24 protein-coding genes are annotated in these 24,285 nt (G+C 48.8%); 14 read left to right on the top strand and 10 right to left on the bottom strand.

Translation table 11 applies throughout. The features are described from left to right. Nucleotides 1–37 precede the first annotated feature (37 nt). The 9 genes from AWQ23_RS13530 to AWQ23_RS13490 all read left to right on the top strand — a co-directional run bounded on the left by AWQ23_RS13530 (nucleotide 38) and on the right by AWQ23_RS13490 (nucleotide 7,910). Nucleotides 38–3,316 (top strand): NACHT domain-containing NTPase, encoded by a 3,279-nt coding sequence (locus AWQ23_RS13530; protein ID WP_062436191.1) that lies wholly within the window; start codon nucleotides 38–40, stop codon nucleotides 3,314–3,316. Next, complete coding sequence (locus tag AWQ23_RS15875; RefSeq protein WP_198158666.1) at nucleotides 3,270–4,031, top strand: hypothetical protein; 762 nt, start codon at nucleotides 3,270–3,272, stop codon at nucleotides 4,029–4,031. The genes AWQ23_RS13530 and AWQ23_RS15875 overlap by 47 nt, the downstream gene beginning before the upstream one ends. 17 nt (nucleotides 4,032–4,048) lie before the next feature. Beyond that, nucleotides 4,049–4,291 (top strand): hypothetical protein, encoded by a 243-nt coding sequence (locus AWQ23_RS13520; protein ID WP_062436187.1) that lies wholly within the window; start codon nucleotides 4,049–4,051, stop codon nucleotides 4,289–4,291. Beyond that, the gene (locus AWQ23_RS13515; RefSeq protein WP_062436185.1) at nucleotides 4,291–4,695 is read left to right on the top strand and encodes a type II toxin-antitoxin system VapC family toxin; all 405 of its coding nucleotides are present in this window, start codon (nucleotides 4,291–4,293) and stop codon (nucleotides 4,693–4,695) included. Before AWQ23_RS13520 ends, AWQ23_RS13515 begins: the two co-directional genes overlap by 1 nt. Nucleotides 4,696–4,745: 50 nt before the next feature. Continuing rightward, the gene (locus AWQ23_RS13510; protein WP_062436183.1) at nucleotides 4,746–5,045 is read left to right on the top strand and encodes a hypothetical protein; all 300 of its coding nucleotides are present in this window, start codon (nucleotides 4,746–4,748) and stop codon (nucleotides 5,043–5,045) included. After that, nucleotides 5,032–5,646, top strand: a complete 615-nt coding sequence (coaE, locus tag AWQ23_RS13505; protein ID WP_062436181.1) for a dephospho-CoA kinase — start codon at nucleotides 5,032–5,034, stop codon at nucleotides 5,644–5,646. Before AWQ23_RS13510 ends, coaE begins: the two co-directional genes overlap by 14 nt. Before the next feature lie 36 nt (nucleotides 5,647–5,682). Next, on the top strand, nucleotides 5,683–5,892 hold the full coding sequence (locus tag AWQ23_RS13500; protein ID WP_062436179.1) for a hypothetical protein: 210 nt from the start codon (nucleotides 5,683–5,685) through the stop codon (nucleotides 5,890–5,892). Between the two features lie 57 nt (nucleotides 5,893–5,949). Continuing rightward, nucleotides 5,950–6,825: a hypothetical protein gene (locus AWQ23_RS13495; RefSeq protein WP_157072237.1), complete on the top strand. Its 876-nt coding sequence runs from the start codon at nucleotides 5,950–5,952 to the stop codon at nucleotides 6,823–6,825. Between the two features lie 71 nt (nucleotides 6,826–6,896). After that, the gene (locus AWQ23_RS13490; protein WP_062436175.1) at nucleotides 6,897–7,910 is read left to right on the top strand and encodes a VOC family protein; all 1,014 of its coding nucleotides are present in this window, start codon (nucleotides 6,897–6,899) and stop codon (nucleotides 7,908–7,910) included. A 17-nt stretch (nucleotides 7,911–7,927) separates the two neighbouring features. Here the strand turns inward: AWQ23_RS13490 and mnmA are convergent, their stop codons facing one another. The 7 genes from mnmA to AWQ23_RS13455 form a co-directional block, all read right to left on the bottom strand. Further along, a complete protein-coding gene (mnmA, locus tag AWQ23_RS13485) occupies nucleotides 7,928–8,989 on the bottom strand; it encodes a tRNA 2-thiouridine(34) synthase MnmA (RefSeq protein WP_062436173.1) in 1,062 nt (353 codons plus the stop codon). Between the two features lie 151 nt (nucleotides 8,990–9,140). Then, the gene (lptC, locus tag AWQ23_RS13480; RefSeq protein ID WP_232308914.1) at nucleotides 9,141–10,295 is read right to left on the bottom strand and encodes an LPS export ABC transporter periplasmic protein LptC; all 1,155 of its coding nucleotides are present in this window, start codon (nucleotides 10,293–10,295) and stop codon (nucleotides 9,141–9,143) included. Between the two features lie 9 nt (nucleotides 10,296–10,304). Next, nucleotides 10,305–10,919: an NYN domain-containing protein gene (locus AWQ23_RS13475; protein WP_012308301.1), complete on the bottom strand. Its 615-nt coding sequence runs from the start codon at nucleotides 10,917–10,919 to the stop codon at nucleotides 10,305–10,307. A 167-nt stretch (nucleotides 10,920–11,086) separates the two neighbouring features. Continuing rightward, a complete protein-coding gene (gene metG / locus AWQ23_RS13470) occupies nucleotides 11,087–12,679 on the bottom strand; it encodes a methionine--tRNA ligase (RefSeq protein WP_062436169.1) in 1,593 nt (530 codons plus the stop codon). 146 nt (nucleotides 12,680–12,825) lie between these two features. Continuing rightward, a complete protein-coding gene (locus AWQ23_RS13465) occupies nucleotides 12,826–13,257 on the bottom strand; it encodes a YggT family protein (RefSeq protein WP_062436168.1) in 432 nt (143 codons plus the stop codon). Nucleotides 13,258–13,443: 186 nt separating this feature from the next. Continuing rightward, nucleotides 13,444–13,962: an acetolactate synthase small subunit gene (gene ilvN / locus AWQ23_RS13460; RefSeq protein ID WP_030007373.1), complete on the bottom strand. Its 519-nt coding sequence runs from the start codon at nucleotides 13,960–13,962 to the stop codon at nucleotides 13,444–13,446. Between the two features lie 53 nt (nucleotides 13,963–14,015). Next, a complete protein-coding gene (locus AWQ23_RS13455) occupies nucleotides 14,016–14,924 on the bottom strand; it encodes an alpha/beta fold hydrolase (RefSeq protein WP_062436166.1) in 909 nt (302 codons plus the stop codon). A 208-nt stretch (nucleotides 14,925–15,132) separates the two neighbouring features. On the opposite strand from AWQ23_RS13455, the gene infC reads away from it, so the two are divergent. The 3 genes from infC (at nucleotide 15,133) to AWQ23_RS13440 (ending at nucleotide 18,579) form a co-directional block, all read left to right on the top strand. Then, entirely contained in the window at nucleotides 15,133–15,669 is a 537-nt protein-coding gene (infC, locus tag AWQ23_RS13450) for a translation initiation factor IF-3 (RefSeq protein WP_012308296.1), read from the top strand. A gap of 232 nt (nucleotides 15,670–15,901) precedes the next feature. Continuing rightward, on the top strand, nucleotides 15,902–17,890 hold the full coding sequence (locus AWQ23_RS13445) for a serine/threonine phosphatase (protein WP_062436164.1): 1,989 nt from the start codon (nucleotides 15,902–15,904) through the stop codon (nucleotides 17,888–17,890). A 5-nt stretch (nucleotides 17,891–17,895) separates the two neighbouring features. Further along, nucleotides 17,896–18,579 carry a TIGR04283 family arsenosugar biosynthesis glycosyltransferase gene (locus AWQ23_RS13440; protein WP_232308913.1) on the top strand — a complete coding sequence of 228 codons (684 nt, stop codon included), beginning with the start codon at nucleotides 17,896–17,898 and terminating at the stop codon, nucleotides 18,577–18,579. Between the two features lie 6 nt (nucleotides 18,580–18,585). Here the strand turns inward: AWQ23_RS13440 and AWQ23_RS13435 are convergent, their stop codons facing one another. After that, on the bottom strand, nucleotides 18,586–19,770 hold the full coding sequence (locus tag AWQ23_RS13435) for a hypothetical protein (RefSeq protein ID WP_062436163.1): 1,185 nt from the start codon (nucleotides 19,768–19,770) through the stop codon (nucleotides 18,586–18,588). Between the two features lie 514 nt (nucleotides 19,771–20,284). Between AWQ23_RS13435 and gap the strand changes: the two genes are divergently transcribed. Further along, nucleotides 20,285–21,328 (top strand): type I glyceraldehyde-3-phosphate dehydrogenase, encoded by a 1,044-nt coding sequence (gene gap / locus AWQ23_RS13430; protein ID WP_062436161.1) that lies wholly within the window; start codon nucleotides 20,285–20,287, stop codon nucleotides 21,326–21,328. A gap of 96 nt (nucleotides 21,329–21,424) precedes the next feature. Here gap and AWQ23_RS13425 read toward each other — a convergent pair whose 3' ends face one another. Together AWQ23_RS13425 and AWQ23_RS13420 are read right to left on the bottom strand one after the other, a co-directional pair. Further along, a complete protein-coding gene (locus tag AWQ23_RS13425; protein ID WP_012308290.1) occupies nucleotides 21,425–22,423 on the bottom strand; it encodes an SPFH domain-containing protein in 999 nt (332 codons plus the stop codon). Nucleotides 22,424–22,614: 191 nt separating this feature from the next. Continuing rightward, nucleotides 22,615–23,181 (bottom strand): thylakoid membrane photosystem I accumulation factor, encoded by a 567-nt coding sequence (locus AWQ23_RS13420; protein WP_062436702.1) that lies wholly within the window; start codon nucleotides 23,179–23,181, stop codon nucleotides 22,615–22,617. A gap of 171 nt (nucleotides 23,182–23,352) precedes the next feature. Between AWQ23_RS13420 and AWQ23_RS13415 the strand changes: the two genes are divergently transcribed. Then, complete coding sequence (locus AWQ23_RS13415) at nucleotides 23,353–24,279, top strand: type II secretion system F family protein (protein ID WP_062436159.1); 927 nt, start codon at nucleotides 23,353–23,355, stop codon at nucleotides 24,277–24,279. Nucleotides 24,280–24,285: the final 6 nt, after the last annotated feature.

Raw genomic sequence — 24,285 nt, 5'->3', positions numbered from 1 at the left:
TCCTTGAGAATGAGTTCTGTCCTCACCGCTGCTGAGTATGCCGAAAAAAGACTATAAGTGGAAACGGTTTTGGTGCCCTCGGTCAGGCACTATAAATCTGGCTGATGGTGGCTATTTATGCGATCCAGATGGGGAATGGGGCAGGGCGCATAATCCAGATTTGGTTAGTTTGGAAGCGATCGCCGAAATCCCATGCTTAGTTTTGTTAGGGGAACCAGGTATTGGTAAGTCTCAGGAACTAGAAAACCTCAAAGCCCTTACAGAAAACAATTCTAGTCAAGTCTTAGAACTTAACCTTCGCTCCTGTACCAATCTAAAAGAAGATCTGTTCAAAGATGAAACCTTTACTGATTGGTTAGGGGGGAATTATCACCTCTATTTATTCCTGGATAGTCTTGATGAAGGACTCTTAAGTATCCCAACTCTTGCAACAGCACTAATTGACGAGCTTAGAAAGCCAAAATATCGGAATCATATTAATCGTCTTCATCTGCGTCTGGCCTGTCGAACATTTGTATTTTCAGAAATTCTGGAAGAAGGACTGAAGGAGCTTTGGACAGAAGCTAACTTTGAATCTTATGAACTAGCCCCACTTCGCTGTGTAGATGTTAGTGAAGCCGCGAAAGCTGAAGGCTTCTCTTCTGATAATTTCCTAAGGGAGATTGATCAGAAGGATATTGTACCGCTGGCAATCAAACCAATCACGCTAAGATTTTTGCTGAATACGTACCGTCGTCATAGCTGTCAATTTCTTTCTAATCAGAGACTTCATGAACTCTATCTTGAGGGGTGTAAGGTTCTCTGTGAGGAAGTGAACGAAAGTCGTCATGCTTCAGACCGCACAGGTAATTTCGATAGTGATCAACGACTGATTGTAGCGGCTCGAATTGCTGCTGTTACAATCTTTGCCAACCGCTTTGCTGTGTGGATTGGTATTGATCAGGGAGATATACCTGCTGAAGATGTTCTTCTTCAAAAATTATGTTTCGGTTTTGAAAAAGCAAATGGAAAGAAATTCGAGGTTACTAGAGAAGCAGTTAGGGAAGTTTTAGATACAGGTTTGTTCTCATCTCGTGGATCAAATCGGATGGGATGGGCACATCAAACCTATGCTGAATTTCTAGCTGCCTGGTATTTGACACAGCACAATATACCTCTGCCACAGATAAAAGAATTAATCTTTTCAACTGAAGAGGCAGATCAGAAGTTGATTCCTCAGCTTCATGAAACGGCTGCATGGCTAGCCAGCATAAGACCAGATGTTTTTAAGGAGATCATCACAACTGATCCGTACGTTCTTTTACAAAGTGACGTGCCGACTGATGCAAAGATTAGAGCATTAATTGTCAATAACTTATTTAGACAGTATGAAGAAGGGAAACTATTTGATAAAAGTATAAAGAACTACCATCACTATGCAAAGCTCAAGCATTCTGGATTAGTTGAGCAATTACGCCCTTATATTTGTGATGCTAGTAAGCAGGATGATGTCCGAGATTTAGCGATTGATATTGCCGAGGTTTGCAAAGTCCCTGAGCTTCAGGATGAGTTAGCGCAACTTGCTCTTGACCAATCACAGTCCATTCATTTGAGAGGGAGTGCAGCCCATGCAATTTGTATAGTTGGTGATGCAACTACAAGATTAAAGTTAAAACCACTTGCAATTGAATCCTTGCCAGAAGATGAAAATTATCGACTCAAAGGATACGCACTTAGAGCAATTTGGTCAGATCATTTAACAGCAGAGGAATTATTTCAAGCTCTGACTCCACCAAAGAATATAAATCACATGGGTGGATATCGATGGTTTCTTAATTATGAGTTGGTTCCAAAACTTCAGACAAATGATTTGGTCACTGCTCTTGATTGGCTTAAAGAGCAAGGTCACCGACATTTTTGGCACCCGTTTGAGGAACTTGGGGATGCTATGCTCTTCAAAGCGTGGGAAAATTTCGAGTTTCCTGGAGTGGTAGAAACATTCACTCAAGTAGCTTTAATCCAGTGGAGAAATCAACAGAGAATTATTTCTCATGACAATGAGCGACAAAAGAAATTTGCCATATCACTTTTGCAAGAGAGTAGCAAACGGCGTTCCTTAATTGAGCAAGCGGTCTTGAATTTATCAAGAACAGAGGAAGAACCAGACGTCTTAATATGTTTTTTAAGAGAAAGGGAAAATATTCTGCTTTCAGATGATATTTTTTGGATGCTTGAAAAACTCCAAGAATCTAATTGCGAAGAGGTTCAGAAAATTTGGGCACAACTGATTAAGCAAAGCTTTAATTATCAGGATGTAGGGCAAATAATAGAAATTCTTGAGGCTACTATTTCTAGTGATATTTTGAAGGTAATCTTATCAAATTCAATTGATGCTATTAACATCAGTTCAGCCTGGGCTAACACCCTGAGAAATAATTATATAAGACAAAATCAAATGAACCCTCCTTTGCTAGAGCCACCCCCTAAAGATCAAGTTCTTGAGTGTTTGGAGAAGTTAGAAGCTGGAGATCTATCTGCTTGGCGGCAGCTTAATATGAATTTGGCTCTCAAGCCTGATGGTACACACTGTGATAGTGAGTTTGAATTAGATTTGACTAAGTTTCCTGGATGGCAAGAGGCAGAGGAGGCTACTCGAAGAAGAATTATTGAAGGTGCAAAGAAGTATGTTCAGCAATATGATGATGTAGATTATTCTTGGATCGGGACGGGCACTTTCAATGAGCTTACTTTAGCAAATTGTAGAGTATTTTTACTGCTTTTAAAGGAAAGCTTTGATTTCCTCGAAAGCCTTTCTCCTGAAATATGGCAAAGATGGGCGCCTATCATTATTGCTTCTCCTGGTGGTCAACGTAATGATTCATATTTGGAACTAGTTAAGAATGCTTATACAAAAGCTCCTGAAGAATTTATCGAGACTTTGGAAGCGCTGATCGATCATGAAAACCAAAAACATAGCTATCTATCTGTGATTGATAGTCTTGATAAGTGTTGGAATGAGCCGCTCAAGGAGTTTTTGCTAGAAAAAGCTAAACATCCATTACTTAAACCCAAATGTATGGGGCAACTGCTTGAAAAACTTCTCAAACAAAGGATACCTAAAGCTAAAGTTTTTTCTGAATCTTTGATTACTTTGCCACTACCATCAACTGACAATGAGCGTGAGAAAGTTATAATTGCTGCTAGAGTACTAGTTGAAAATTCAGACTCTTCTAGTTGGCCATTTATTTGGGAATACATCCAGCAAAATATATCTTTCGGACGTCAAGTCATTGAATCTGTTGCTGATCGTTACTTGGCCTCAATTCAATCTAGATGAAAAACAATTAGCTGATTTATATGTTTGGCTAGTGCATCAATATCCTTATGAGGAAGATCCTGACCGTAGCAACGGAATAAGTTACTCTATAACAACTAGAGATAATATTGTAAGCTTGAAAAGCAGAGTCTTAACACAATTAAGAGAACGAGGAACTCTAGAAGCATGTACTGAAATTCAACGTCTTATCCAAGAACTGCCAGATATCACCTGGCTTGGTAAAATTCTGATCGATGCTCAGGTAAACATGCGTCGTAAAACCTGGCAACCTCCGACACCGGAAGAGTTTCTTCAGTTTGTAAATAAACAACAATTAAATCAATTCCAAGGAGTAACAAACGTGACAAATTTCAATTTCGACCAACGTGGAGCAACTATTGGTGTTAATGTTGCTAATAAAGATAGCAATATTAAATTCATCCAACACGCAAGGCAGAATATCAATATTTCTGAGCAAGACCTTGCTGAGTCTGCCAAAAAAATTAAAGCTTTATTGAATCAGCTTGCCCAAGATTATCCCATCACTACTGAGCAACAACAACAAACTTTTATCCAGAAGTTCCTGGAACAGGTTGAATCTACTCCTGATCTCATTCAAGTTTTTCTTGCAGGTGGTATTGAGGGGCTGAAAATTCTTTGCCCTCCTGTCGGAATTCCCATTGAAGTATTGCGTCGGCTCTATGAAGTTGTAAAAGAACGCAACAACAAAGCGTAAATGAAAGGAAATCATACATGCAAATCACGATCGACCTACCACCAGATCTCGAACAAGACTTAATCCGTCAAGCAGAGCAATCTAATGCTCCATTGCAAACCTTCATCCTACAAGCCTTACGTCAGATGATTCAACCACCATCTGTTTCCACTTCTCAGTGGCCAGAGTCTATCTTGTCCTATGACGGCATCCCTGATTTCCCCCAGTTTGAGTCCTATCGTGACGAACTCCTTCCCCCCTCTGAGTCGGAGCTGTTTTGATGCGATATCTACTGGATACTTGCGTCATCAGTGACTTCATCAAGGGTGAAGTTGGCACTCAAGTCAGACTTAAACAAACCCCACCTGTTGACATTGCTATTTCGGCAGTGACAGTCATGGAGCTACGCTACGGGTTGGCACTCAATCCTCAACGTGCTCAGAAAATTGAACCAACGATCTCTAGCTTTTTGTCTTCTGTAACAATTCTTCCTTTCAGCACCGTAGAAGCTGAGCAGGCGTCTCATATTCGTGCTGTTCTTAAATCTCAAGGGCAGCCAATTGGTGCTTACGATGTCTTGATTGCAGCTACTGCGCTTCAACATAACCTCCTCATGATCACAGCAAACCAAAGAGAATTTGATCGAGTCCCTGGTCTACAGACTGAGAATTGGCGACAGCCCTAGAAAACTGGGTAAACAAACGCAGACTAACTTGGCCGTGATGTTGACAGAAAATGAAAATATCTGAAATATTCAAAGACGAACCCAGACAATGGGGATTCCGAGGGGATCCATATCTTTGGCGTGAGTTGAAGGAAAGACTGGATAATGTTGATATGCCAGACACACCCGAACAACTCAAAAGCATCATCGAAAAGGAATATGAAGTAGCAACAGGTCACTCCATCAATCATAGAGAACATTTCACCGTCGAAAGATTTAGGCATGGCGGCATGTCTAGCGGCGGGATAAGCCCTGAATTTTGGCATGACTGCGGGATTCCAATGTTGGTGAAACGTCATGTCGTGCCATAAAGTGACAAAACCAAGAATCATCGGTCTGACGGGGGGCATCGCGACGGGAAAAAGTACGGTAACGACCTACCTAGCCCAACGCTACCAGCTCCCCATTCTGGATGCCGATATTTATGCCCGTGAGGCGATCGCCCCGCCCTCAGCAATATTGACGCAAATTTTTGCCCGCTACGGTGCAGGGATTCAAAACGCCGATGGTTCCCTCAATCGCCAAGCTTTGGGGGACATTGTTTTTAACGATCCCGACGAAAAACAGTGGCTCGAAGCGCAAATTCATCCCTACGTGCGCCAGCGTTTCCGTGAAGCCTTAGCAACCATTCAGGAGACACAAGCCACGGTAATTTGCGCGATCCCACTGCTGTTTGAGGCGCAGTTAACGGATTTTGTCACGGAGATTTGGGTGGTTACCTGTACCCTTGAGCAGCAGTTGGCGAGGCTCCAGCAGCGTAACCAGTTGAGCATTGCCCAGGCCCAAGCGCGGATCGCCAGCCAGATGCCCCTTGCCGAAAAAATCCAGCGGGCTGATGTGGTGCTTGATAATTCTTTGGATCTTGCAACACTCCATCACCAAGTTGATCGAGCCCTCAAAAGAGGTTGCTAGAATGAGCGGTGAAATCATCATTTTAAGGTAGCTGCGATGACCATTTGGGTAAATGAACAAATTGATCCGACGGGCATTCTTCAAGCTTGTATCGCTTGTCAAAATGAAAAAGCCGCCAAGGATTGCCATGAGCAATGGAAACAAAAACTCGCCACGGATCAAACCACCATCGGCTGGGAAGCAAAGATCCGCACCGTTGATTCTTGGGATGATGTGCCCGTCAATGCCTTGAAGCTTAGTTTTTAAGATGTATTTTAAAGGCGATCGCCCTGAATTTTTCGTTGTAACCCGCCCCGAAAAGCCATGAGCCCAAAACGACGGATGCGCTGGAGTTGGTGGAAGGACGCGCCGCGCAATGTCAGTGAAAATGAATATGCCAAATTTGAATTCCTCGTGCTGGGGGCGATCGCCAGTGGTGGCTTAGCGGTGATCTCTTTATTTATGGGGCTAACGGGCCAAGCCCTCAAAACATCCCAGGAACTTGCCCAGGTGGAGTCGCTTTCGGTACAGGCCGCCAGTGAAGCAACGACGAATCGCGATCTCATTAAGCTCGAAGGCTACCTTGTGGCGGACAATCCGCCGACGCTGCCCGATGATCCCGCCCTACAGATCATTCAGGGCAAAATTGAACTGGTCGCCCGCAATGGCCCCAGCACTGCCGAAGACACAATTCAAAAGGTGCTGTTTACTTGGGAAGCCGCCGTTGAGCAGGTCTTTTTGAGTGATGGGGAGACCCGCATTCCCTTGGCGATCGCCCTGGAGCAATTTCCCCTCCCGGCGGCACAACCAGAGCCTGACCAGCGCCCCAAGATCGAACGCACCGGAGAATCAGCCCGCTTAAGTAAACCCAAAGCCATTACCTACGCCGATCAAACCTTCCCTCTCACCGCCGCAGATTGGGGCAGACTTGATTACATTACGACGGATTTAGATCGTCGCGTCCTACCCCACGGCCAAACAGTCACGGTAGTGGCCGCCCTGCGCGATCAACAATTGGTCGATCCCCTGGGGGGCCGGTTAAAAATTGCCCTCGGCACCGAGGCAGACATTCGCCGCACTGGGGAACGCTTTGGTCGGCTGCTGACAGTGATTTGGCTGCCCTTGACGATCGCCAGTTACCTCTGTGGCAAAAAAGCAGCCCAGCTCAACCAAGACTTTCTCGAACGCTCCCAGCAATAACCCAAGCCATCGGTCAATCCTGAGAAAGTACGCTAAGTTGAATAGGAGCTGTTGTTTATCTTTCCCGACACATGGCAAACCAGAGCCCCCCAAATTTGGCGATCGCCTATGTCCATTTCTATGTAGACGATCTGGATTATTGGCAGACCTGGTTTCAAACAAAATTTCAACTCAACATCACCGCTCCCCAAGCAACATTTCCGTTTTTACCTCGAAACACCATTCAACTTAATAGTCCAGAGTTAACCCTGATGCTCTCGGCGCCCCAAGCCCCTGCCGATCCCGTTGCCCAGTATTTAACCCATCATCCCTATGGTGTTGCGGATGTTGCCTTTTATATTGACCAAAAAGCTTTTTTTCAGCCAAAAAATACTGATCAATCTGTTACTGTACTACGCAATAATGTCGGATTTCAACACACCCTTATTTATCGAGATACAGTTCCTAAAACGAATACCCAAATCGATCATTTAGTGCTCAATGTACCAGTAGGAAAACTCCAAGAAACGGTGCAATGGTACGAAGATAAATTTGGGTTTAACCGTCAGCAAACTTTTACGATCAAAACCAATTATTCTGGCCTCGCTTCCCAGGTTCTTTCCCATCCCAGCGGAATTCAACTACCCATTAATCAACCGGGAGACTGCTGTGAAAATCCGGAAACGGCACAACGTTCCCAAATCCAAGAATTTATCGAGTTTAATCGTGGTGCCGGGATTCAACATATCGCCCTGAAATACAAAAACTTACCGGAGCAAATCGGGCACTTTCGCCGGACAAATGTGGCATTTCTCAACGTTCCGGCCACCTATTACAAAAATCTCTGTGATCGTTATCCCCACCTAGAAACATTACCCCATTGGCCCCAAATTCAACAGGAAAAAATCCTTGTGGATGTGGTGCGATCGCCCAAGGAAATGCTCCTGCAAATTTTTACCCAGCCTATTTTTAAAGAGCCGACATTTTTCTGGGAATTTATCGAACGCAAACAACAGGCCCAGGGCTTTGGCGAAGGGAATTTCCAAGCATTGTTTGAAGCCATTGAACAGGCCCAACGGCAACGGCTGGTTTCCCCCCGTCCATAAATGTCCGGCCAATAGAACTAAGCCGCTTCGGGATGCTCGATAATGCCGCCCCCCAGCACTCGATCACCGTCATAGAGTACGGCCGCTTGGCCAGGGGTAATGCCAAATTGGGGTTCCTCAAAAACCAGTTTGAGGCGATCGCCTTCTAGCGGAATTACCGTCACAGGCACCGCACCACTGCGATAACGCACCTGCACCTCTGTGCGGATGGGGCTTGTAATGCCTGGGAGCGCCAACCAATTCATGCGCTGCACTGTACATTCAGACCGACCAGCGCGATCGCGGGTACTCACCACCACCCGATTCATCACATTATCCAGCTTCACCACATAGAGGGGTTCCGGGGCGGCAATGCCCAAGCCCTTTCGTTGGCCGATGGTGTAATGATGGATACCCGTATGGTGTCCCAGTACTTTCCCATCGAGATCGACGATCTCCCCTTCCCGCTGTTCGATGTATTTATCTAAAAAGGTTTTCATCGAACCATGGGCTTCAATGAGGCAGAGGTCTTGGCTTTCTGGTTTTTTCGCCGTCGAAAGCTGCATTTCCGCCGCAATTTGCCGGGTTTCACCCTTGGTCATTTCCCCCAAAGGAAACAGCGTCCCCGCCAGCATTTCCTGGGTGAGATCATAGAGAAAATAGGATTGATCCTTATGGCGATCCACCGCCCGCAACAGTTCATAGCGTCCGGTTTGATCGTTGTAACGAATTCTGGCATAGTGGCCCGTCGCAATCTGATCAATGCCCAGCTCTGCCTTGGCCCATTGCAACATTGGCCCAAATTTCACCATCCGATTGCATTGGGAACAGGGTAAAGGTGTCACCCCCGCTTCATAGCCAGACACAACATAATCGACAATGTATTTCTGAAACAAATCACGGCTATCCACGATGTGGTGGGGAATGCCCAATTGCTCACAAATATCAGCGGCATCGACCATCCCCTCCGAGCAACATTGACCTTTGCCTTTCATCAGCCAGAGGGTGACCCCTTCGACGGTATAGCCCTGGCGATGGAGAATCCCTGCGGTGACGGAACTGTCTACGCCCCCTGATAACCCAACTGCAACTTTACCCATGGCCTTGTCTAATCTCAATATCCTTTTTGGTGAATTGCCTACAACTAGATAAATGCACTGTCTGATGTGCCTAGCGATTTACCATTGTACTGGTATCCCCTCGCTGCTGGGCTGTGTCGCTCCCTAAGGATTTGCTGAACTTGTTGATCACTTAGGGGATGACTTCTGTGGTGACTTGTTTTTGGGCTGACCCTGTCACCACCAATTGATTTTGTTTGAATTTGCCCACGGCGCGATCGCCATTGAGTTTGACCCGGGGGTTGGTCTGCTCATAAACCACATTGCCCACGGCCACCACTTCCTCGGCGGTGAGATTCCAATCCACTTGGTTGGCCTTGAGGGAGGTGGGGGGATCTTCGCCCGTTCCCCTGACCGCACCGCTCAATTGTGCCTGTTGGGTCTTGAGATTGTAGCGTCCTTGGTTGCCCCGAAATTGGACTCGTTCGGCGGTTTGGGTGAGTTGTACAGAATCTTGACCTGTAATTACCCCCGCTTGGATATCCCAGGTGGCGGCTCCGCTGGCAAACTGAATCTCTGGGTCAAGGCTATTTAACAAAACATTGCCACTGACAATAATTTTCTGGGCTTTGAGTTGGGCTTCACCTTGATCTGCCCGGAGGCGATCGGTGATCGTTTCTGCGGTGTAACGCTGGACAGTGAGGCCCTCGGCGGCGGTAATTTTATCTTCAGCCACGAGCCAATTGAGCCTGCTGCCTTGGAGTTGCAAGGGGGGCTCCACAATGACAACTTCGACGGTATCGGCGAGTTCTAAATCCTGGCGATCGATAAAATATTTACCCTGGTTGGCGCTGAGTGTGCCGTTGGGATATTTGGCTTGGAGACCCGTGGTGATCTGGAGGATGAAATTGGCGGGTTCCCACTCGGCTTTCTCGGTTTCAAAGACGGCCCCCTGACGATTATCCGTGACCAAAACCCCTGATTCGAGGATAATGCGATCGCCATCGTTAATCACCTGACCCTTGTTCGCCTGGAGACTGAGGATCACTTCCCCATCTTGGTAGAGGTTCCCCACGAGCTTGGTGAGGGTGGCAGCTTTGCGGTCTTGGCTATAGATGGCTTCTTCTGCCTGGATTTTCCAGAGAATATTTCCCTCGGCATCGGATTGTTCGAGGAGGGCATCTTCGACGATGAGGCGATTTTCAGAATTTTGGCTTTGGGGTTCTGTTTCCGTCGCTGGCGGGCTATTGCGACAGGCCGTTATTCCCCCAAGATTCCCCATCAGGAGTAGTGCTAAGGCGAATATTTTTGGCGATCGCCCCCATTTCCATCGACACAAACGCACCATCACATTTACTTACTCATGACTGGGTAACTCAATTGTGCCACCACCACGATCTTCCATCAGCCTCGGTTCCGAAAACTGGCCCCGATGGAGCTTTTGGATATCCGTCTGGATTTGCTCTAGGTCAATGTAACGGTCTGCCACATTAATCAAACTATCGCTAGTCATCGATCGCAGGCTAACCACCTCGACCCGTGCCCCCCGATAGCTGACCGCATCCACCGCATAGGCCAGATCCCCGTCACCACTGACGAGCACCGCCGTATCATAGGAGCCCACGAGGGCCATCATATCCACCGCAATTTCCACGTCCAAATTGGCTTTTTTCGAACCATCCGGCAGTTGCACCAAATCCTTGGCGATGACCCGATAACCATTGCGGCGCATCCACAACAAAAAGCCTTGCTGTTTTTCGTTCGCCCGGTCAACCCCTGTGTAGAAAAAAGACCGCAGTAGCCGTGACCCGCCCGTTAAACGATAAAGAAGTTTGCTGTAGTCGATTTCGATGCCTAATTGCAGCGCTGCATAGAATAGATTAGAACCATCGATAAAGATCGCAACACGACCTCGATTTTCAAGTACCTGTTCAGGCGAGAAAACCGGATCGCTACCAAAGTGATCCAGCATTGTGATTATGCCTCTTGAGATTTTATTAAAACGAAAATATTTATGAAACAGTTTTTATAAAAAAATAGATGCCCCATTGTAAAAAAGGGAAACCCAATAACTAAGCTTACTGAGAAAGCTGGAACTTCGTCAAAACTTTTATCATTCCCTCGGTTTTGGGGCTGCGCTTAGGCGGAGGCTTCAGGGACTTCAAGGCGGGCAAAGATAGGCTGGGCTTTCGTTAGGGTTCGTTCAGACCAAGGCAGACCCCAGCGGCTATGGCTGGCAAAGGGAGCCAGATTGACAAGGTCTTCAGGGCAATTGAAGTCCCCGGGGAAACCTAATTGACGATAAATTTGATTGCTGAGATTGGGGATCACCGGGGAGAGTAAATAGGCCGCCAGACGTACGGATTCTAGGATCGTCAAGAGAATTTCTTCGACTTGGGCTTGTTCTCCCGCTTTAAATAAGGCCCAGGGGGCGCGGTCATCGATGTATTTGTTGCTGGCTTGGATGAGTGCTAATACCTGCTGACAGGCGGCAGTAAAGTTGAGATTGTCGTAGGCGGCACAGGTGCGATCGCCAAGGGTTTCCCCTAGGGCTTTGAGGGGGTGGTCGGCGGGAATGGCAGCCAGATCTAGGGACGGAATTTCGCTTTTGCAGTATTTTTTCAGCATGCCTAGGGTGCGGTTCAGCAAATTCCCCAGGTCATTGGCCAAGTCAGCATTGACCACGTTTACAAAGCGAGTTTCGTTAAAATCACCGTCTTTACCCAGTTCTACTTCTTTGAGGAAGTAGTAGCGCAGGGCATCGGCACCATATTGATTGACCAGGGCAATGGGGTCGATGGTATTGCCGAGGCTTTTACCCATCTTGAGGCCATTTTTGGTGAGAAAGCCGTGGCCAAATACTTTATCGGGCAGGGGCAGGTTTGCCGACATGAGCATCGCTGGCCAGTAGACCGCATGGAAGCGCAGAATATCTTTACCAATTAAATGAAGGTTAATCGGCCACCATTTTTTCAGGGCATTTTCGAGGCTGACTTCCTCCCCGTCTTCTAACAGGGCCGTGACATAACCCAACAGCGCATCAAACCAAACATAGATCGTGTGGTTCTCGTCGGTGGGCACCGGGAAACCCCAGTCGAGATTGACGCGGGAAATTGAAAAATCCTGCAATCCCTGTTTCACAAAGTTGATCACTTCGTTGCGACGGCTGGCGGGCTGAATGAAGTCGGGATTTTCCTGGTAGAGGGTTTCGAGTTGGGCTTGATATTTAGACAGACGGAAAAAGTAGTTTTCTTCGTCCCGCCACTCGGCCTGCTTGTTGGTGTGGATCGCGCAGTGGTGGTCTTCGATCAGGTCTTTTTCTTCTTTAAATTCTTCGCAGGCAACGCAATACCAACCCTGCTGTTGGGCGAGGTAAATATCACCGTTGTCCCAGACCCGCTGGAAAAATTCAGCAACAATTTTCGCGTGGTTAGGGGCGGTGGTGCGGCTAAAGCGGTCGTATTGGATGTTGTAGTGCTGCCAGAGATCCTTGAAGCTACCGATGATTTCGTCGCAGTGTACCTGGGGATCAACGCCTTTTTCCTGGGCGGTGCGCTGGATTTTTTGGCCATGTTCGTCGGTGCCTGTAATAAAGAGCACGTCATCCCCCTTAAGGCGATGGAAACGGGCGATCGCATCGGCCACCATCGTTGTGTAGGCACTGCCAATGTGGGGCACGTCATTGACGTAATAGAGGGGAGTTGTCAGGGCAAAACGAACGGGAGAAGTCATACAGGGGCGATCGCCTAGAAATAGATTCAATACAAGCTTTTTGTCGCTACTGTGCTAAGCCAATGGCAGGACAGTAGGCACATTCGCCCTATTTTACAAGGTTCTCGCCCGGCACCCAATGAAAATTTTTCTGGAATCACCATTCCCTAGAAATCCGTCGGGGCCACTTGCCGATAGATATAACGAACAATCCAACTGGCGAGGAAGCCCAACAGCGCATAGATCACAATCGCAATGAGGAGATTGACATCAAAAATATTCGTGCCGAGGGTCGCATCGGTGCGTTCTGCTGGGCTGATAAACAGCGTTGAGAAGGGTGAAACAAAAGGCCCCGAAAGAGCGTAAATAAATTTAGCAAAGGTATTTTCGGGATTGGCGCCGGATAGCCGCAGGAAAAACCGCAAGACTAAGAGCACTTCTAGTAAACCAACGAGAATGTAAATGCTATTTTCGATGCGCCTAAATAAAACCCTTTTCCGAATCGCATCCACTTTTTGCTGTTCTTGGCGCAGTTTCGCGACTTCATTCACCGAGCCATCATCCTCAGGCTGAGGATTTGGGTTGGGGTACTGATTCATAGCTAGACTATCCCTGATCAAAATGTGTCACCCCATGATCTTAGCCACACAAAGGCGGGCTTAGATGTTAAGAAACATCAAGTCAGTCCCAGGAAAATCAAGAAAAATTTTGTGGAATTCAGAAGATTTAGGACAGTTTCATCAATACTGCAATGCACTGTCTGTCCCCCACATTCATGGGGGAAATTAGGCTTTTCTACCCGCAGATTTTAGATATTCTGTGTTTACGCCAGATTCCCGGACGAGGGCTAATTTTCCAGTCCGTGCCACTTCGATGATGCCGAATTTTTCGAGCATTTGAAGGATGGCGACCATTTTGCCGGGGTCACCCACCACCTGTACCGTCACGGTTCTGTCAGAAATATCGACGATCCGCGCCCGGAAAACCTGTACCAATTGCATCACTTCGGAGCGTTGGTTCGCATCGGCATTGACCTTGACCAACATCAGTTCCCGTTCCACACAGGGTTTGGCGGTGACATCATCCACTTCCCGCACGTGGATGAGCTTGTCGAGTTGGGCAGAAACTTGTTCAATTTCTTTTTCGTCGCAGGGAACAACCATGGTAATTCGAGAAATACCCTCTTTTTCGGCGGGGCCAACGGCGAGGCTTTCGATGTTAAAACCACGACGGGCAAAGAGTCCGGCAATGCGGGTGAGGACTCCGGCTTCGTCTTCAACAAGAACTGAGAGGGTGTGTTTCATCATGGTCTGGGGATTGGGGCGGCGCTACGTACTAAAACCAAGGGGATATATTACTATAGCTCGCTGGCACCTTCTAGCCATTGGGAAAATAATTCATAGATCAGGGCCGGAGCTTCGTCGTGGGGGCAGTGGCCAAGGCCGGGCAAAATCTTGAGGGTGATCCGGGGATTAACGGCGGCAAGTTGGGGGGCGATCGCCACGGGGACAAAGCGATCCTGTTCACCCCAGAGCAGCAATATCGGACAAGGCATTTTCGCAAAAACCGTGGCCATGGGCGGCGCAAAACCTGGCTGACCAACGCGGCGACTCAGGGCAACAAATGCTTGAGCAGCATCTTGATCCAGGGTCGGGGCCTGCACAATTGCTAACAGTTCAGCATCAATATCTGGCCAGGAAGGATAGGCTAATTTCAGCCAATTTTTCAGGACAAAAGGACGGCGCGCCACCCGAAAGATGAGTTTCAGGAGCCAGGGTTGCATGGCGCTGCGCTCCAAACCATTGACAATCGGGCGTAGGGGCTTGGGTAACATCGCTTGGCGTTGGGCGACATCCGGCACACTCATCAGGGCGATCGCCTCGACCCGATTTTTCGGATCTTGGCCCAGGTTGGCACAGACCAAAGAACCAAGGGAATTGCCCAACAAAATTACCGGACGTCGCACCACAAGGTTTAAAAAGTCGCTCAGTTGCGCTGTCCAGAGGGGGACGCCAAACTCTGCACTGCCTTTCCGCGACCCCCCAAACCCTAATAAATCCAGGGCATACACATCGCGATCCTGGGCCAGCAAGGGCATTAAATGACGCCAATGCTCCAGGGCCGCCCCAAATCCATGGAGGAGGACGAGGGGCGATCGCCCCCTGTTTTCCGGAACCGTGCGCCAAAAACTGTAACGAATCTGCCAGCCCCGCCAAATCCAGCACCGTTGTGACCCGATCCGTTGTGACCAAGGTTGAAGCGCCATTGCAGCATTTATTCCCCTAGGGTGTTGGGCGATCGCCATAACTTAAATTGAGCATCCTCGCTTGAAAAATCATCACAAATTGTCCCTAAAATCTGCCCCAGGACGTAACGAAAAGTCCGCCAATGAGTAAAATGGGCATAGTTCTCAATTTTTTATTGACTGTAATAAACCTACCTACCAAATCGTAACAACATTCAACGCATAGCCTGTGAAAGATAAAAGACGCGTAAAACGTGACCTCCCGAAAATTAACGAAAGAATTCGTTTTCCAAATATCAGAGTCATCAGTGGAGACGGGGAACAACTTGGCATCATGACCCCCGCCGAGGCCCTGGCGATCGCCGAAGAAGAAGACCTCGACCTTGTCCTCGTCAGCGAAACCGCCAAGCCGCCAGTATGCCGGATTATGGACTACGGGAAGTACAAATTCGAGCAGGAAAAACGCGCCCGAGAAGCCAAAAAGAAACAGCACAATGCGGATCTCAAAGAGGTCAAAATGCGTTACAAAATTGAGGAACATGACTACCAAGTCCGGGTAAACAGTGCCCAGCGCTTCCTCAAATCAGGCGACAAAGTCAAAGCAACGATCACCTTCCGGGGCCGGGAGATCCAACACTCCAACCTCGCTCAAAAACTCCTAGATCGCATGGCCAAAGACCTCGAAGAAGTCGGTGAAATTCAACAGCGACCCAAACGAGAAGGGCGTAACATGATGATGATTCTCGCCCCGAAAAAATCCACCTAGGCGCGATTGAGGCGGCCAACATGAAAATGTAGCTATTTATCGCTGGGGAGTCAGTTGTGCTTGCGGGCAAAGGCTACTCCCCAATGTTGTTTCTATAACGTTAAAGCCAACCATGGCCCGTCGCTGCTCAAAAGTTCCTAAAACACCCAGACTGTTTGCAAATTTAGGTTTCTCCCCCACAAGCTTAGGTTAAGCTTCGCGGGTCACCCCCATCCAGAAGGCCCCTGTGACCATGGTTGTTTGTCCCCAATGTACCCAAGAAAACCCGCCAGAAAATCGTTTCTGTCAGTATTGTGGAAGCTCTCTGACGAGGCCCTGTCCCCACTGTGAAACGCCCGTACGGTTACAGCAAGAGCAATGTGAATCTTGCCAAGGGTGGGTCAGTCGGCCTCTCACAGCCTTGATCCTGGACGCTGAAGCGGCATCTTGCCAAGCACGAGAAACCCTTGATGAAGCTGGTCGTTATCGCCTGGGCGATCGCCCAACGGTACGAGCCGAAACATTTCCTTGGCTCGCGGTGATCGATACAACCCCAGAAACCCCAACAATTTTAGAAACTGCCCTCCAAGAGTTAGAAATAACCGATCCCGCCCAGCTCGCTGATCCCGACCTCTGGCAAGATAAAGAAATTCCGGCGATCGCCCGTCAGTATCTCAGCCTGCAAGATGATTTTTCTGCGGTGCCAAAACTCCTGGAAGCTTGGCGTCAGCCAGAATATCAAGTGTTGCTGTTTGAGCAACGCCCACAGCCCCTCACGCCCTTAAAAACCTACTGCCAAGCACAAACCCCCCTCTACGAACAACTGCTGCAATGGTGTTTTCAGATGGTGCAGCTATGGCGAGAATTGGTTCCCCTCCAATGTTGCCAAACTATCCTTGAACCAACAAATTTATACCTTAACGAAGACCAAAGCCTCGTGGTGCGACAACTCCTCCAGGACGATCCAGACCATCTCCCGGCACTGCAGCGACTGCCTCAACTATGGCAAGATTTGTTTCACCTATCTACCCAACCAGCGTGGCAACCCCTTTATGAGCTGACTGAAACGGCCCAAATTGGTGGTTTGGATACTGTCTCCCGCCTAAAAAAAGCCCTCCGTGCCCTCGCCCCAGAAGATACCGATGATTTTTATGGGGAAGTGGAGGGAGAGTTAGAAGCCATCGAATTACAGCCAGAGGATTTAACCACCCTGGATGATGTGTTGTTGTCGGCTGATTTAGGCCCAGAAGATCTCGCAGAAACCCCGGACGGAGAAACAGCAACGGCTAATCCTGAATCAGAAGCCGAGGACTCACCCCAGATTGAACATTCTGGAGGGAGCATTGCTTCGGGGGACTTTGAACCCTTGGCTTTCCCAGAGGAAGAGGAAGCCTCAACGGTAGTCTTACCGATGAATTTGGTGAGTTTAGACGATGCAGGCTGCACGGATATTGGTCAAGAGCGGGATCACAACGAGGACTATTTTGGTATGCGTACCCGCATCGAAAAGCAGGAAAATCTCCTGGGGAGACAAATTCAAGGGCGCGGCTTCTATGTGGTCTGTGATGGTATGGGCGGCCATGCGGCGGGGGAAGTGGCCAGTGCCCTTTCTGTGGAAACGATTCAGGCTTTTTTCCAGGAGCATTGGCAGGACAAGTTACCGGATGAGGCCGTGATGCGCCAGGCCATTTGGGAGACTAATGAGGCGGTTTACAATATCAACCTGAAAAATTCCCGTTCTGGGAGCGGGCGCATGGGCACTACCTTAGTTTTGATGTTGGTTCAAGACAATCAGGTGGCGATCGCCCATGTGGGAGACAGTCGCATCTATCGTGTGAGCCGCAAAGGAAATCTCGAACAACTCACCGTTGACCATGAGGTGGGTCAGCGGGAATTACATCGAGGTGTCACCCCAGAGATTGCCTATGGGAGGCCCGATGCCTACCAACTGACCCAGGCCATTGGCCCCCGGGAAAATAGCTTTGTGGAGCCGGATATTAATTTTTTCCAGGTGAACGAAGATAGTCTGTTTTTGCTCTGTTCCGATGGCTTATCAGACAATGACTTAATTGAAACGACCTGGGAAGAAATGCTCCTCCCCCTACTGAGTGCCCGGGCCAATTTAGATGAAGGAGTGCATCGCTTAATTGCCCTAGCTAATGAACGCAATGGTCATGACAACATTACGGCGGTGCTTGTGCGGTTACGGGTGCGTCCTAATATTGGGGCCTCAAGTTTTTAGAAATCATGATTTCAGTGATTATGCCTGTTTTAAATGAGGCAGCTGGTATTGTCGCTTGTTTAGAACATTTGCTCCGGATTCCAAACCCTTTAGAAATTATCGTTGTGGATGGGGGCAGCCAGGATCCGACTTGTGATCTAGTGCGTCAGTTTCCGGTGACCCTTTGTCAAACCAGTGGGGGGCGCGGCAAACAAATGAATCGAGGGGCGGCGATCGCCCAGGGAGACATTTTTCTGTTTCTCCATGGTGATACCCAATTACCCCAGGACTTTGCGGCCCTTGTGACAGAGACCTTGGCGGATTCCCAGGTGGTGGCTGGAGCCTTTCTTTTAGGAATTGCCGATTCCCGGTGGCGATTTCGTGCCTTAGAAAAGTTAGTGCAATGGCGATCGCAACTTTTGGCTTTGCCCTACGGTGACCAGGCCATTTTTTTGCGGCGTCAGGATTTTGAAGCCCTGGGGGGTTATGCCGAAATTCCCATTATGGAAGACTACGAGCTAATGCAACGGCTGGGAAAACGGGGCAAGATTCGCCTGACAAGCCAACCTGTACAAACTTCGGCTCGCAGATGGCAGCGACTGGGTCTGTGGCGCACCACCTGGATTAACCAAAAAATGCTCCTCGGTTATCATCTCGGCATTGATCCAGAGATTCTCCGTCACTGGTATCGTCAACAAATCCGTAATTGAAGATCGTTATTGAGGCTTGTTCAGATTATCAAGCTGTTCTCGGAGGCGATCGCAAAAACCATACAGTTCATCCAAAGCATTAAGGGGAGCCGGATTAATTTGGCTCCGCAGATAAATATGGCGCAATTTCCGTTCTAGGCGTTGGGCCGCTTCAATCGCCTCTTGTCCAAGTTCATCCATCTGCTGCTGTTGATAAAACGCCAGTGCTTGACCCCGTAAGACTTGCAAGGTGCCCTCTTCACCGTACTGTCCCGGCATAACCCGCAACCGCAGTAAAATCCGCTCACCCTGATAGTACTGCTCCATTTCCACTTTTTTCGGTCGGTCGATGGGCCCTGGGGGCAGGTGAGCGAGGCGCTTAAATTCATCGAGGATCCCGTGGAATGTTTCCTGGGGAATACCGGACAATGACCCTTTCATCAAACCACTTTCACTGAGAAAAATGCGGCCGGCCCGGGCGTGGTTTTCAAAATAGAGGCGGCCAATGCCCTCCGTTAAAATGCGGCCCAGCAGTTCTTGGTATAGTTGCGACGCGGATAAGTGGTTGAGTTCTTCGAGGGGAGTGTTGAGATATTGCGGTGAAATTTGCAATTCCCCTGCATCATTCGCCGTAGCAGACGGTGACGCTTGCAGTTGTACTGGCCCCTTGGGAATCACCACCGCCGGCACATGTCGAAAAAATTCGGACAGTTCATTATTCACCGGCATCTGTAGAGCCGTTGTCTCCCCAGAAAACACGGCAGTGTCTTGATCCGCATCATTAGAAACAGACGACGGCATGGGTGGTGGCCCATTTTCCATGACTAAAGTCGCCCGTTCTGAGATTGGTGGGGTGGCGTTTTTTCGGCCAGGGACTGGGGACGTCTTGGGTTGGGGCGGAGATTTTTGCTTGCTTTGATGGTAATTCAGGTAAGAAGACAGAATTAGCTGGTAGGTTTTGAGATCAAGCTTTTGGGCTTTGAGTTGCAGTCCGCCGCGACTGAGCAGTTTATTGACGATGGCCGCGACGCTTGAGCGTTGGGGATCGACAATGCCCAGGGTGAGACAGCGATCTTGGAGGGTGAGGGGCAGAATTTCGTGATTACGGCAAAGATTCAGGGGCAAATAGCGATCAATCAGCTGAAAGGTCTGCTGCAAGTCGAGATTAGACCAAGTAAAGGGCTCAATGGTGATGGGCAAGGGGGCTGGCATATTAGCGTCGGGGGAGACAAAATAGTTTTTTAACGGCGGAAATATTAATATAAAAAAATTTTTAAAACCGAGGACTAGCACCACCAAAGCTCAGTAAGTAGTCCAGCAAGATTGCCCTCTAGTGTAACTCCTTGGTTCAGGGGCCAGGCATGATTTCTCGAAGAAGCTTTACAGAATTTTAAACGATCGCCCCCTTTGTCGAGATTTTCGGGCAGCCTTTACGTTTCGCAACTTCTGGATGTCATGAACTGGCGATGACAACACCGGATCTCAGGGCGGCATTCGTTTTTTCTGGAGCGATCCCCGAAACATATCGCAGCAAAAAAGGCGATCGCCACAGCAATCCCCCCACTAGCGTTACTAAAGTTCATCTGTCCATACTCTTCGTAAAAGAAGAAAATTTTTCGTAACTTTATACTTCTTTGAGCTATCTCAGCCGACCCAAATTCACTGCCTAGAATGGGGCCGTAACCAACCTACCCAGTTCTATCCAGTTGGACTGACGCACAAATATATGGCTTCTCTCAATCTCGCAATCAATGGTTTTGGCCGCATTGGCCGCCTCGTTTTCCGTGCTGCCCTCCACAACCCCAATCTCAATTTTGTTTGCATCAATGATCTAATTTCCCCGGAAAAGATTGCCTATCTCCTCAGATATGACTCTACCCATGGTCGTTTTCCGGGCACCATCGAAGCCACCGCCGATGGTATTTACGTGAATGGCCAGTTTATCCGCTGCACGATGGTCAAAGACCCCAGTATGTTGCCCTGGGAAGAACTGAACGTTGACTATGTGATTGAATCTACTGGATGTTTTCGGGATTTTGTCGGCGTCTCCAAGCACCTAGAAGCCGGAGCGAAACGGGTAATTGTTTCTGCGCCCACCAGCGAACCCCAGCGCATTCCCACCTTTGTGGTTGGGGTAAATCACCATGATTATTCCCCGGCCTATGACCGCATTGTGTCCAACGCCAGTTGTACGACCAATTGTCTCGCCCCGATTGCTAAGGTAATCCACGATAACTTTGGTCTAGCAGAGGGGTTGATGACGACAATCCATGCGATGACAGCGACCCAGCCCACCGTTGATGGCGCCAACGCAAAAGATAACCGGAGTGGTCGTGGCGCAGGTCAAAATATTATTCCGGCATCCACTGGCGCGGCGAAGGCAGTGACCTTGGTCTTACCGGAGTTGGCCGGACGTTTAACCGGGATGGCAATGCGGGTGCCGACCCCTGATGTTTCGGTGGTTGATCTGACCTTCCGCACCGAAAAACCCACTTCCTATGGGGAAATTTGTGCCGCGATGCGTGAGGCGGCCAATGGTGAGCTAAAAGGCGTTTTGGCCTACACCGAGGATGATGTGGTTTCTACAGACTTCACCAGCGATCCCCATTCCAGCATTTTCGATGCCGGGGCTGGGATGGCGCTGAATGAGCACTTTTTTAAGGTAGTGGCCTGGTATGACAATGAATGGGGCTATGCCAATCGTGTTTTAGATTTGCTCCTGAGTATGGCTGCTAAGGAAAAAGAAACAGAAATGGCGATCGCCGCCTAAGGGAACCTCACTTAAGATCTCTTAGAAACACAAAATCCCCTTGTGAATACAGGGGGATTTTCAGGTTTTTATTTTTTATCTCAAACCGCAATGCATCTAACCAGCCTGGTGACGATCCAATTGGTCTAAATCCAAGTCTAGAGCAGCGATATCCGCATTATTACCAATCACCGATTTCATCCCCTCTAGGGTAGACATCATATTGCGGGGGTCGAGGAACATCACCTTACTACTGCCGCTACTACCAATGGTTTGCCCCATTTCGAGGTATTGCTGGGCCAAGATAAACTGCAACGCTTCACCGGCGGCAGGATTGGTTTTGAGCTGTTGGGCGACAATTTGCATCGCTTGGGCAGAGGCCTGGGCGCGCATCACTTCTTCCTGGCGTTTCGCCTCCGCCCGCATGATAATCGCTTCTTTTTCTGCTTCTGCCTGGAGAATAGCTGCTTTTTTCTGGGATTCGGCCTCCAACACCTGGGACTCAGCACGACCCTGGGCAGAGTTGACCGCCGATTCTCGTTCCCCTTCAGAGGTGAGGATTGCGGCCCGTTTTTTCCGCTCAGCTGCCATTTGCAGCTCCATGGAGTCCAGCACCGCCTTTGAGGGTACAATGTCGCGCAGTTCGACTCGGGTGACTTTTACGCCCCAAGGGTCAGTGGAAATATCCAATTCCCGCAGCAAGAGCTCGTTAATTTCGGTGCGGGCGGTGAAGGTTTCATCAAGTTCTAGCTTGCCCATTTCCGAGCGGATTTGGGTGAGAACCAAGTTCACCATGGCCGATTGGAGATTTTCTACCTTGTAATAGGCTTTATACATATCGACAATGCGCCAGTAAACCACCGCATCCACGCTAATGGAAACGTTGTCACGGGTGATGCAAGATTGGGGGGGGACATCTAAAACTTTTTCCCGGATGGTCTCGCGATAAACGATTTTGTCGATAAAAGGGGTGACGAAATTTAAGCCCGGTTCAAGGGTTTTTTTATAGCTACCGAGGCTTTCGACTAAATATTGATTTTTTTCGTTGACAATCTTGACGGAACCAAAAACAGCGGAACCACCCAGGGCCAAAATGATAAATACTAAAGGGTTCATTGGAATCTGCCTCAATGGTTGTTGAGTAAATATAAGCAGGATTTGTTTTCAGGCTAGCGCAGGTCGTTTGTCTTGATGGGCTTCTGTTGTGGAAAAGTTACCTGGGCTGGGGAGGTGAAACCAGGACATAAAAAAAGAGAATCAGCGCTTGGCTCATTCTCTAGGAACTGGATTATGGGAAAAAGTAGTGGTTATTGGGCGAAACCGGAGTTGTATTCGTTAAAGGATTGGATCGGTTTTTTGAGGTTCTCGCCTTCCCGTAGGGGCAGGTCAAAGAGCTTCCGGAAGGTATTGTCGATGTCGTTAAAATCGCTCTGGCCGACTTCATTAAAAATGACTTTGCCCTTGGCATCGAGAATGACGGTTTGGGGGATTTTTCCGCCGTAGTAATAACCGACTTCGTCTTTGCTATAGCTTTTTTGTTGGGGAATGGAGTCGATCGCCACGGGGATAATGCTGATCACTTTTTCGTAGTAGGACTGGATTTCGGAGACAATGGGGGCAAAACGCTTACTGTCGCTACTGTCGTCGGCATAAAAAACCAACATGGCGGGAAGTTCCCGTTCCCTAGTTTCTTGGAGGGAGAGGCGGGGCGGTACGAGGGAACCATTGCCTGCGTAAAGAACAAAAACATTGCCATCGTAGCGATCATCGTTGAGGCTCGCCCAGGCGGGGGTGACACATAGGGATAGCGTTGTTATGAGAATAACGAGGAGGCTAAGGAGAATGTGCTTGGGGGAAAGGTGCCGGGCTTGCATCATGGAATTTTTGTTTTACTTAAAGGGTTATGAACTTGGCTGGCGTCACTATGGTGAATTATCGCATTAGCCTACGGGCATGGGTAGGGCGATCGCCAGAAAACCTAAGAAGAAATACTTATCGGTACTGGGAGGTTAGATTGCGATGGTGCAGCAGAGAGATAATTTGCGATGAAAGAACAGCAACAGGCGTTATTTTTTCGGCAGTTGGGAGCGACCCTCAAGGCCGGTATGGGCTTGGGTCAGGCGGTGGCCTTAGCCATGGGGGAAATTCCCCGGCGGGCACGGGAGCCTTGGCAGGGGGTAATTTTGCAATTAGAGCGGGGCCATAGTCTCCGGGAAAGCTGGCTACCGGTGCGATCGCAGTTTTCGGCCTGGGCGATCGCCCTCCTGGAGATGGCCGAAACCAGTGGGGCTTTGGTGAGCGTTTGCCGGGATGTGTCAGATACCTTGGTGGAGATGGCAGAACGGCGGCGCTTAATCCGAGGGATGCTCCTGCGGGGGCTGATCATGGTCTGGTCTTGGGTGATGGTTATTTATCTGCTGCTGGGGGGCTCACTGCTGGCGGGAGACTTCGGGACGACGGCATTAGTTACGGCGATCGCCTTAATGGTTTTTCTGTATGGGGCGATCACTTGGGAACCGCTGCGCCTCGGTTTACGGCGGGTGCCGCCGCTGCGGAACATTACTCGGTTGCAGATGCTGATTCATCTGGGTTATCTCCAGTTGCCCCTGGATTGTGGTTTGCCCCTAACGGCAGCGATCGCCTGGTTAGCCGAGGGATTTCCAGATCTAGATCTCCAAACCATTTGCCGACGCATTGAACCCCAGGTGCGCCGGGGCACAGATTTAACGACGGCGATCGCCCCCTATTTTTCGCCGATGGTGCGCCAAATCATTCACTCCGGGGAAATAGCCGGCACCTTGCCCCTCAGTTTTAGTCAAATTCGCCAATATTACCAACGGGAACTGTCCCGCCGTTTTACGTTGTTGCGGGTGCAAATTTTGCTGTTAAGTCTGTTGAGCTTTGGGGTATTTGTGGCGCTGTTGGGGGCCGATGTGATTCAGTCGATGCAACAGCAATTTGAGGCTTTTTAACTTTCC

The organism is Picosynechococcus sp. PCC 73109 (genome assembly GCF_001521855.1).
In the GTDB taxonomy this organism is placed as follows: Bacteria; Cyanobacteriota; Cyanobacteriia; order Cyanobacteriales; family MRBY01; genus MRBY01.
This window is presented reverse-complemented; position numbering and strand designations above follow the sequence as displayed.

What these genes read in the sequence shown, in the direction of transcription:
- AWQ23_RS13530 (WP_062436191.1), top strand. Translation starts at nt 38, where the DNA reads ATGCCGAAAAAAGACTATAAGTGGAAACGGTTTTGGTGCCCTCGGTCA.
- AWQ23_RS13520 (WP_062436187.1), top strand. Translation starts at nt 4,049, where the DNA reads ATGCAAATCACGATCGACCTACCACCAGATCTCGAACAAGACTTAATC.
- AWQ23_RS13515 (WP_062436185.1), top strand. Translation starts at nt 4,291, where the DNA reads ATGCGATATCTACTGGATACTTGCGTCATCAGTGACTTCATCAAGGGT.
- AWQ23_RS13510 (WP_062436183.1), top strand. Translation starts at nt 4,746, where the DNA reads ATGAAAATATCTGAAATATTCAAAGACGAACCCAGACAATGGGGATTC.
- coaE (WP_062436181.1), top strand. Translation starts at nt 5,032, where the DNA reads ATGTCGTGCCATAAAGTGACAAAACCAAGAATCATCGGTCTGACGGGG.
- AWQ23_RS13500 (WP_062436179.1), top strand. Translation starts at nt 5,683, where the DNA reads ATGACCATTTGGGTAAATGAACAAATTGATCCGACGGGCATTCTTCAA.
- AWQ23_RS13495 (WP_157072237.1), top strand. Translation starts at nt 5,950, where the DNA reads ATGAGCCCAAAACGACGGATGCGCTGGAGTTGGTGGAAGGACGCGCCG.
- AWQ23_RS13490 (WP_062436175.1), top strand. Translation starts at nt 6,897, where the DNA reads ATGGCAAACCAGAGCCCCCCAAATTTGGCGATCGCCTATGTCCATTTC.
- mnmA (WP_062436173.1), bottom strand. Translation starts at nt 8,989, where the DNA reads ATGGGTAAAGTTGCAGTTGGGTTATCAGGGGGCGTAGACAGTTCCGTC.
- lptC (WP_232308914.1), bottom strand. Translation starts at nt 10,295, where the DNA reads ATGGTGCGTTTGTGTCGATGGAAATGGGGGCGATCGCCAAAAATATTC.
- AWQ23_RS13475 (WP_012308301.1), bottom strand. Translation starts at nt 10,919, where the DNA reads ATGCTGGATCACTTTGGTAGCGATCCGGTTTTCTCGCCTGAACAGGTA.
- metG (WP_062436169.1), bottom strand. Translation starts at nt 12,679, where the DNA reads ATGACTTCTCCCGTTCGTTTTGCCCTGACAACTCCCCTCTATTACGTC.
- AWQ23_RS13465 (WP_062436168.1), bottom strand. Translation starts at nt 13,257, where the DNA reads ATGAATCAGTACCCCAACCCAAATCCTCAGCCTGAGGATGATGGCTCG.
- ilvN (WP_030007373.1), bottom strand. Translation starts at nt 13,962, where the DNA reads ATGAAACACACCCTCTCAGTTCTTGTTGAAGACGAAGCCGGAGTCCTC.
- AWQ23_RS13455 (WP_062436166.1), bottom strand. Translation starts at nt 14,924, where the DNA reads ATGGCGCTTCAACCTTGGTCACAACGGATCGGGTCACAACGGTGCTGG.
- AWQ23_RS13445 (WP_062436164.1), top strand. Translation starts at nt 15,902, where the DNA reads ATGGTTGTTTGTCCCCAATGTACCCAAGAAAACCCGCCAGAAAATCGT.
- AWQ23_RS13440 (WP_232308913.1), top strand. Translation starts at nt 17,896, where the DNA reads ATGATTTCAGTGATTATGCCTGTTTTAAATGAGGCAGCTGGTATTGTC.
- AWQ23_RS13435 (WP_062436163.1), bottom strand. Translation starts at nt 19,770, where the DNA reads ATGCCAGCCCCCTTGCCCATCACCATTGAGCCCTTTACTTGGTCTAAT.
- gap (WP_062436161.1), top strand. Translation starts at nt 20,285, where the DNA reads ATGGCTTCTCTCAATCTCGCAATCAATGGTTTTGGCCGCATTGGCCGC.
- AWQ23_RS13425 (WP_012308290.1), bottom strand. Translation starts at nt 22,423, where the DNA reads ATGAACCCTTTAGTATTTATCATTTTGGCCCTGGGTGGTTCCGCTGTT.
- AWQ23_RS13420 (WP_062436702.1), bottom strand. Translation starts at nt 23,181, where the DNA reads ATGCAAGCCCGGCACCTTTCCCCCAAGCACATTCTCCTTAGCCTCCTC.
- AWQ23_RS13415 (WP_062436159.1), top strand. Translation starts at nt 23,353, where the DNA reads ATGAAAGAACAGCAACAGGCGTTATTTTTTCGGCAGTTGGGAGCGACC.